Annotated in this window: 5 protein-coding genes; 3 read left to right on the top strand and 2 right to left on the bottom strand. The window is 43.8% G+C overall.

Annotated features, from left to right (window positions below; all coding sequences use genetic code 11):
* The first annotated feature begins 193 nt into the window (after positions 1–193).
* On the top strand, positions 194–2263 hold the full coding sequence (locus ASV53_RS08580) for a serine/threonine-protein kinase (protein WP_094956793.1): 2070 nt from the start codon (positions 194–196) through the stop codon (positions 2261–2263).
* Between the two features lie 81 nt (positions 2264–2344).
* Here ASV53_RS08580 and ASV53_RS08575 read toward each other — a convergent pair whose 3' ends face one another.
* On the bottom strand, positions 2345–2698 hold the full coding sequence (locus ASV53_RS08575) for a 4a-hydroxytetrahydrobiopterin dehydratase (RefSeq protein ID WP_094956792.1): 354 nt from the start codon (positions 2696–2698) through the stop codon (positions 2345–2347).
* 70 nt (positions 2699–2768) lie between these two features.
* Complete coding sequence (phhA, locus tag ASV53_RS08570; RefSeq protein ID WP_094956791.1) at positions 2769–3605, bottom strand: phenylalanine 4-monooxygenase; 837 nt, start codon at positions 3603–3605, stop codon at positions 2769–2771.
* A 403-nt stretch (positions 3606–4008) separates the two neighbouring features.
* On the opposite strand from phhA, the gene ASV53_RS08565 reads away from it, so the two are divergent.
* Together ASV53_RS08565 and ASV53_RS08560 are read left to right on the top strand one after the other, a co-directional pair.
* On the top strand, positions 4009–5139 hold the full coding sequence (locus ASV53_RS08565; RefSeq protein ID WP_094956790.1) for a homogentisate 1,2-dioxygenase: 1131 nt from the start codon (positions 4009–4011) through the stop codon (positions 5137–5139).
* A gap of 61 nt (positions 5140–5200) precedes the next feature.
* On the top strand, positions 5201–6238 hold the full coding sequence (locus ASV53_RS08560) for a fumarylacetoacetate hydrolase family protein (RefSeq protein ID WP_094956789.1): 1038 nt from the start codon (positions 5201–5203) through the stop codon (positions 6236–6238).
* Positions 6239–6244 lie beyond the last annotated feature (6 nt).

The following is a 6244-nucleotide window of genomic DNA, read 5'->3' as shown; positions in this document are numbered from 1 at the left end:
GTATATTACAAAATTCTCAGCAACGTAATTTGTCACCTATCATAAACAATTGAGAGACAAACTTTATTTTCACTCCTATCAATTACATTGATTTCAGTATTGCTTCGGGCTGATAACAAATAAACAGAAATTAATGATTGCACTGCAATTTACCAAAGATATTATCACCTTCAATTAGCATTGGAGACATCTCATGGCAAAGAAAATAGAAAAAAAAAGCGATCTGCAAAAAGAAAATACATCCCATGAGAACGAAAAAAATGAAGATATAAATAATAAAACTGTCGTTAGAAAGAATCATAAATCACAACCATATAAGCCATCTCCTAGCGATCCAATACCAACCAATGAGTCAAATGATCTGATTAATACAGTAATCAAAGGTCGTTATCGTATTGAATCACGTATTGGTAATGGCGGTATGTGCAATGTATATAGAGCAACAGATCTATTGTTAGAAGCAGCAGGGGTTGCCAATCCTTTTGTGGCCATCAAAGCCCTTCAGAATGAGTTTGTTAATCAACCTGATGCGGCAAAAGTGCTGATCCATGAAGCGCAAACAACGCAAAAATTAAGCCATCCAAATATTATTCGCGTCTATGATTTTGGGATTGATAAAAAAGTTTATTATATCGTCATGGAATACCTCGATGGTGAAACGCTTGATGTTGTTATTCAACGTTCTCGACCTCATGGCTTACCTTACAAACGAGCAATACCATTGCTTGATCAAATGATGTCGGCGCTCACTTATGCGCATAAAAATGGCGTAGTTCATGCCGATCTTAAACCTAGTAATATCATGCTTACGCGAGATGGTGATATTAAGGTCTTCGACTTTGGAATAGCCAAGAAAACCTCATTGAACTATGACCAATACGCCGCAGTTCAAGAAGAAGCTGATGATGTTGAATTTGGAGGTTACACGCCAAACTATGCTTCTATTGAATTACTAAATGGTAATCCACCAAGTATTAAAGATGACATTTTTGCACTCAGCTGTATCAGCTATGAACTATGTTCAAGCAAGCACCCTTATCATCGTAAACCGGCTGATATTGCACTAAAAGAACAAATACAGCCTTCACGTCCGAAACACCTTAGTACATCTAAGTGGCGTACTATCCAGCAAGGTTTAGCACTGGATGCAAATAAGCGTTCTGACAATATTGGAACGATCCAAACTCAGCTTCATAAACAGCATAAACCCATGATAATGATGACGGCTGCAATTCTCGGTTTAAGCTCAGTTTTAGGCTATGTGTTCTTCCAACAAAAAGAGACAATATCAGATTTAAGCCGAACAATTAGCCAATTGCAAAGCAGCATCCAAGCCCAGTCTCAACTTGAATATTTACGACCGCAGGAAATTGTCGAACAACTACCAGAATTAAGAAAAGAGCATCCAGTACTCGCTCAGGGCTTACTCCGCGACAAACAAAAAGCAATTCTAGCCATCTATGAACATAAGATCGATCAGATCTTCAATACACGTACTAACCATTATCCTAATTACTACGCAATTGAAGCTGAGCTTGCACAAGCGCATAAGCTCTACCCTGACTCCCATGCCTTGAATGTTCTGAGTACTGATATTTCAACCAGTTGGCAATCAACACTCGATGTCATTACTAATCGTATTAATACAGCGCTAGAAAAAGGAGCGTATACAGCGTCAGATGAAACTAACATCTACCAGCTACTTACTCAGCTGCAAACATTACGTCATGACGCAAAATTCAAGCCTACATCGTTAGCAGAAGAAACGTTTACTATACAGTTCGATGAAGCAATGAAAAATCATGACGTAGAAAGTTTGGAAAACTTAATTAAAGCAGGGAAAACCTTCTTTGCAGACAAGGTACAGACACTAGATAAGATTCAGCTCGCAACACAACTCAAGCAAGCAATTACACATGTAGAGATGTACCGAACAGCTAAAGCTCAAGGCGTACCCGCTCCTTTTCCGTATGAGTCAGCGGAACTGTTGTATGCACCCAAATTTACTAAATTTAATCAACAGCTCAGTAAAATAAGATCAGAGTCAAAGCTGGATGCCTTATTAAAGCAAGTTGATAGCGTTGCAAAAGAATTACCGGCTGATTTCTCATCACTGATTACATTAAGGTTAGCAAGTGCAAACCAATACCTTGATTTCTCAGAGCAGTGGCAGAAAAAACGAAAACAACGCGCTGCGCGTGATGCGATGAAAAAAGCGACACATCAGTTTAATTTGGTTGAAAAAGCACGCTCAAACTCTTAATCAGAAACCAGCTACTCTGAAGTGACCCATAAAGTTGGACACCAACTATTGGGGGCTTCGGAGTAGCCATTAACACAGAACTTACAGGTTTGTTGTCTCAACACATTGGTCCGTTTTAGCCGCACAAATGAAATCATTGCGATGCAGACCTTTGATAGAATGGCTCCACCAGCAAACGGTCACCTTTCCCCACTCTAGCGTTATTGTGGGATGATGAAACTCGGCCTCTGCAATTTCAGCAACTTGATTACTGAACGCCCAAGCTAATTTGAAATTTTTAAATTTATACTCACGCTCTAACTGCAAAATACCGTCACGATCCATTACCTTCCAATCAGGAATGTTTACTCTCAGTTTTGCTATTTCAGCATCATCGACAGGCAGAGCACCCGTCTGACACGCTTCGCATTTCAATTGGTGTAATTTAGACGTCATTAAAAACATTCCTTGTGTAAATACATGCCGAGTTCTACCTAATTTCATAAGTATAGAAACGCATTGCGCATTAGGCAGATTTCAAATGAGGGTCAGGTTTCTCTGAGGGTAATTTAGGTGGGTAAAGTGGTGGATGTAGCCCAAGCTGTTTAGCTTCATGAGCCATTGCCATAATGTCTTGCTGGGCCAGTTCGTACAGTTGTGAAATAGAAGACAATTTAAAATATATGGGCTGCATAATGTCGATTCGATAAGGTGTGCGCATTACCTCAATAGGATCAAAGGGACTAATCCGCGCTTTTTTACCAGTGGCATCGCTTGCCATTACGTATTCGGTCTCAGCTGGAGAAGACAAGATCCCCCCGCCGTAGATCCGCAGCCCTTGCGGTGATTGCAACAAACCAAACTCCACCGTAAACCAATATAACCGCGCTAAATAAACCCGATCTTGACCCGATGCCGCCGCACCAAGTTGACCATAGGTATGCGTAAAAGCCGCAAACGCAGGGTTGGTTAACATGGCACAATGCCCAAAGACTTCATGGAAAAAGTCCGGCTCTTGCAAGTAATCAAACTCTTCCCGACAACGGAGGAAAGTCGCAACGGGAAACTGCTTATTCGCAAGCATGGTAAAAAAGCGGTCAAAGTTAATCAGCGCAGGCACTTCAACACATCGCCAGCCTGTCGTCGCCAACAACACTTGGTTAATATCGTGCAGTTGAGGCACACGATCTTGTGGAAGTTCAAGTAAAGTCAAACCGGCGCTGTACTCATCACAAGCTCGCCCTTGTATGCAGCGAAGTTGACGAGTAAACAAATCATGCCAAATCTGGTCTTCATCATCACTCCAATGAATCACACCCTTGGTATCAGGTTGCTTGGATACATACTGAGTTAGACTTCCCATTAAATACCCTTATTGAGCATGTTGCCGCACATATTCGCACTGACTGATGCGTACTTATTATTATCTCTATCATTAAGGGTAGGAAGTTTCAGCACAGTTAGAAAAGCCACAATTAAGAAAACCAACGCATGACATGTAACAATATATTTACACCCCCTTTTTTATAAATGAAAAACGTATCACTCAAACATTTTGCCTTGCTAGGCCTGTTAATGTCGCCCAATCAGCTCGCGTTCCCGAACGACAATACACCCACCGTGTAAATCTATTCGCACAACAAGCCACACCATACGCCTTTCAATACAGCTCATAACCCCACCTAGCCACACTCGCTAACCTTGCCTGTTTGCAGACTCTCAACCAAAGTTAAGACAGGCATTCAAATATTTGTGAGGATCACGGAATGCGCCAATGGTTTCAATTTCCTATCGTTGAGGGCAGCGCCTCGCGTCAAGCACATTGCGACTTACCGCCAGAAACGTACGAGCGCGAATGTGGTAAAGAGGGCTTTTTTGGCCCAGCCAGTCACATGTATCACAAGCACCCTCCTACGGGCTGGATCGAGTGGGAAGGAGAGCTGCGCCCTCGCGCCATAGACACCAATAAGATCGCCATTACAGGCCAAACACCTTGGGATGCTTCATTGTTGCTCTATAACGAGCAGCTGAAAATGCGCATGTGGCGTACCCATACTCACATGGATCACTTAGTGCGTAACGGTGATGGTGATGAGGTGCTGTTTATCCATCAAGGTAGTGGGCATTTATATTGCGATTATGGCCATTTGACCTTTAGAGATGGTGATTACATCGTACTGCCAAGAGCCACCAGCTGGCGGGTAGAAGTCAATGAACCCGTCGCTATGCTAATGATCGAAGCCACCAACAGTGGCTATCAAATGGCTGAGCGGGGATTAGTGGGGCAGCACGCAATTTACGACCCTGCAATGCTGGAATATGCGCGGATTGATGAACCATTTTTAACACAGCAAAACAGTCACCAGCAATGGCAAGTTAAACTCAAAGCACGCCAAGGTTTAAATACTATCACCTACCCGTTTAATCCTTTAGACGCCCAAGGCTGGAAAGGAAACCTAACCGCGTTCAAACTTAATTGGCGCGACATCAGGCCATTAATGAGCCACCGTTATCACTTACCGCCGTCAGCACACACCACCTTTGTCGCCAATGGCTTTGTGATTTGTACCTTTGTCCCTCGCCCCATAGAGAGCGACCCTCAGGCCTTAAAGGTGCCTTTTTTCCATAATAATGATGATTACGACGAAGTGCTTTTCTACCACAAAGGTAACTTTTTCAGCCGAGACAATATTGAGGCTGGGATGATCACGCACCATCCTTGTGGCTTTTCTCATGGTCCTCACCCCAAAGCGTTAAAAACAAGCGTTGAACAACCCAAAACGCAAACCGATGAAGTCGCAGTCATGATTGATGCTCGCTTTCCGCTCGATGTCGCCGAGCTGCCACAAGGTGCTGAAAACAAAGACTACGTCCATTCATGGCAACAACAAAATTAACGGCATCTCGTCTACCACTTTCACTTCCATTTACAATGTAAACCGATACGAGGAACTTACTGTGAAATTAGCCTCTCTCAAGCAAGGTCGTGATGGTCAACTTATCATCGTATCCCGCGATTTAACCCATGCCGTCCATGCACACCATATTGCACCAACCCTGCAATTTGCACTCGATAATTGGCCCCATGTTGAAGCGGATTTAGCGCATTTATACCACAACCTGAATAATGACGATGCGCCAGACAGCTTTGGGTTCAATCCTGAACGCTGTGCCTCCCCTTTACCACGAGCGTATCAATGGGCCGATGGCAGTGCGTATGTCAATCATGTCGAGTTAGTACGCCAAGCCCGAGGGGCTGCCATGCCTGAGAGCTTTTGGACCGATCCTCTGATGTATCAAGGCATGTCTGACCGATTCTTAGGGCCAAACGATGATATAGAAGCGGCAGACGAAGCGTGGGGGATCGACTTTGAAGGCGAGATAGCCATAGTGACCGACGATGTCCCTATGGGGCTGCGAACTGAAGAAGCCCACGACCATATTCGGTTATTGATGCTGGTGAATGATGTCTCGCTGAGAAACTTAATCCCTAACGAACTGGCGAAGAGTTTTGGATTTTTTCAGTCCAAGCCCGCCTCTAGCTTCTCTCCTGTGGCCGTCACCCCTGACGAACTTGGCGAAGCATGGCACGATTATAAGCTTCACCACCGCTTACACGTTCACCTCAATGGCCAATTATTTGGTCGCCCGGATGCAGGCACCGACATGACATTCAACTTTGCTGAACTGCTCCAGCACATAGCGAAAACACGCCATGTGAGCGCAGGTTCTATTATCGGATCTGGGACTGTTTCTAATAAAGACCGTTCGCAAGGCTCATGTTGTATTGCTGAAAAACGCATGTTGGAAATCCTAGAACACGGTGCAGCACAAACCGATTTTATGCACTTTGGCGACACAGTGCGTATCGAAATGTTTAACGAGGCAAACGAATCTATTTTTGGCGCCATCGAGCAACGTGTTGTGCGTTACCAACATACTTATCTTGATGAAGACTTAAACCATCACGCTGTACATCCCTCAACCAAACGTTAAACCGTA

This window comes from Photobacterium sanguinicancri (assembly GCF_002265265.1).
Lineage (GTDB): Bacteria > Pseudomonadota > Gammaproteobacteria > Enterobacterales > Vibrionaceae > Photobacterium > Photobacterium sanguinicancri.
This window is presented reverse-complemented; position numbering and strand designations above follow the sequence as displayed.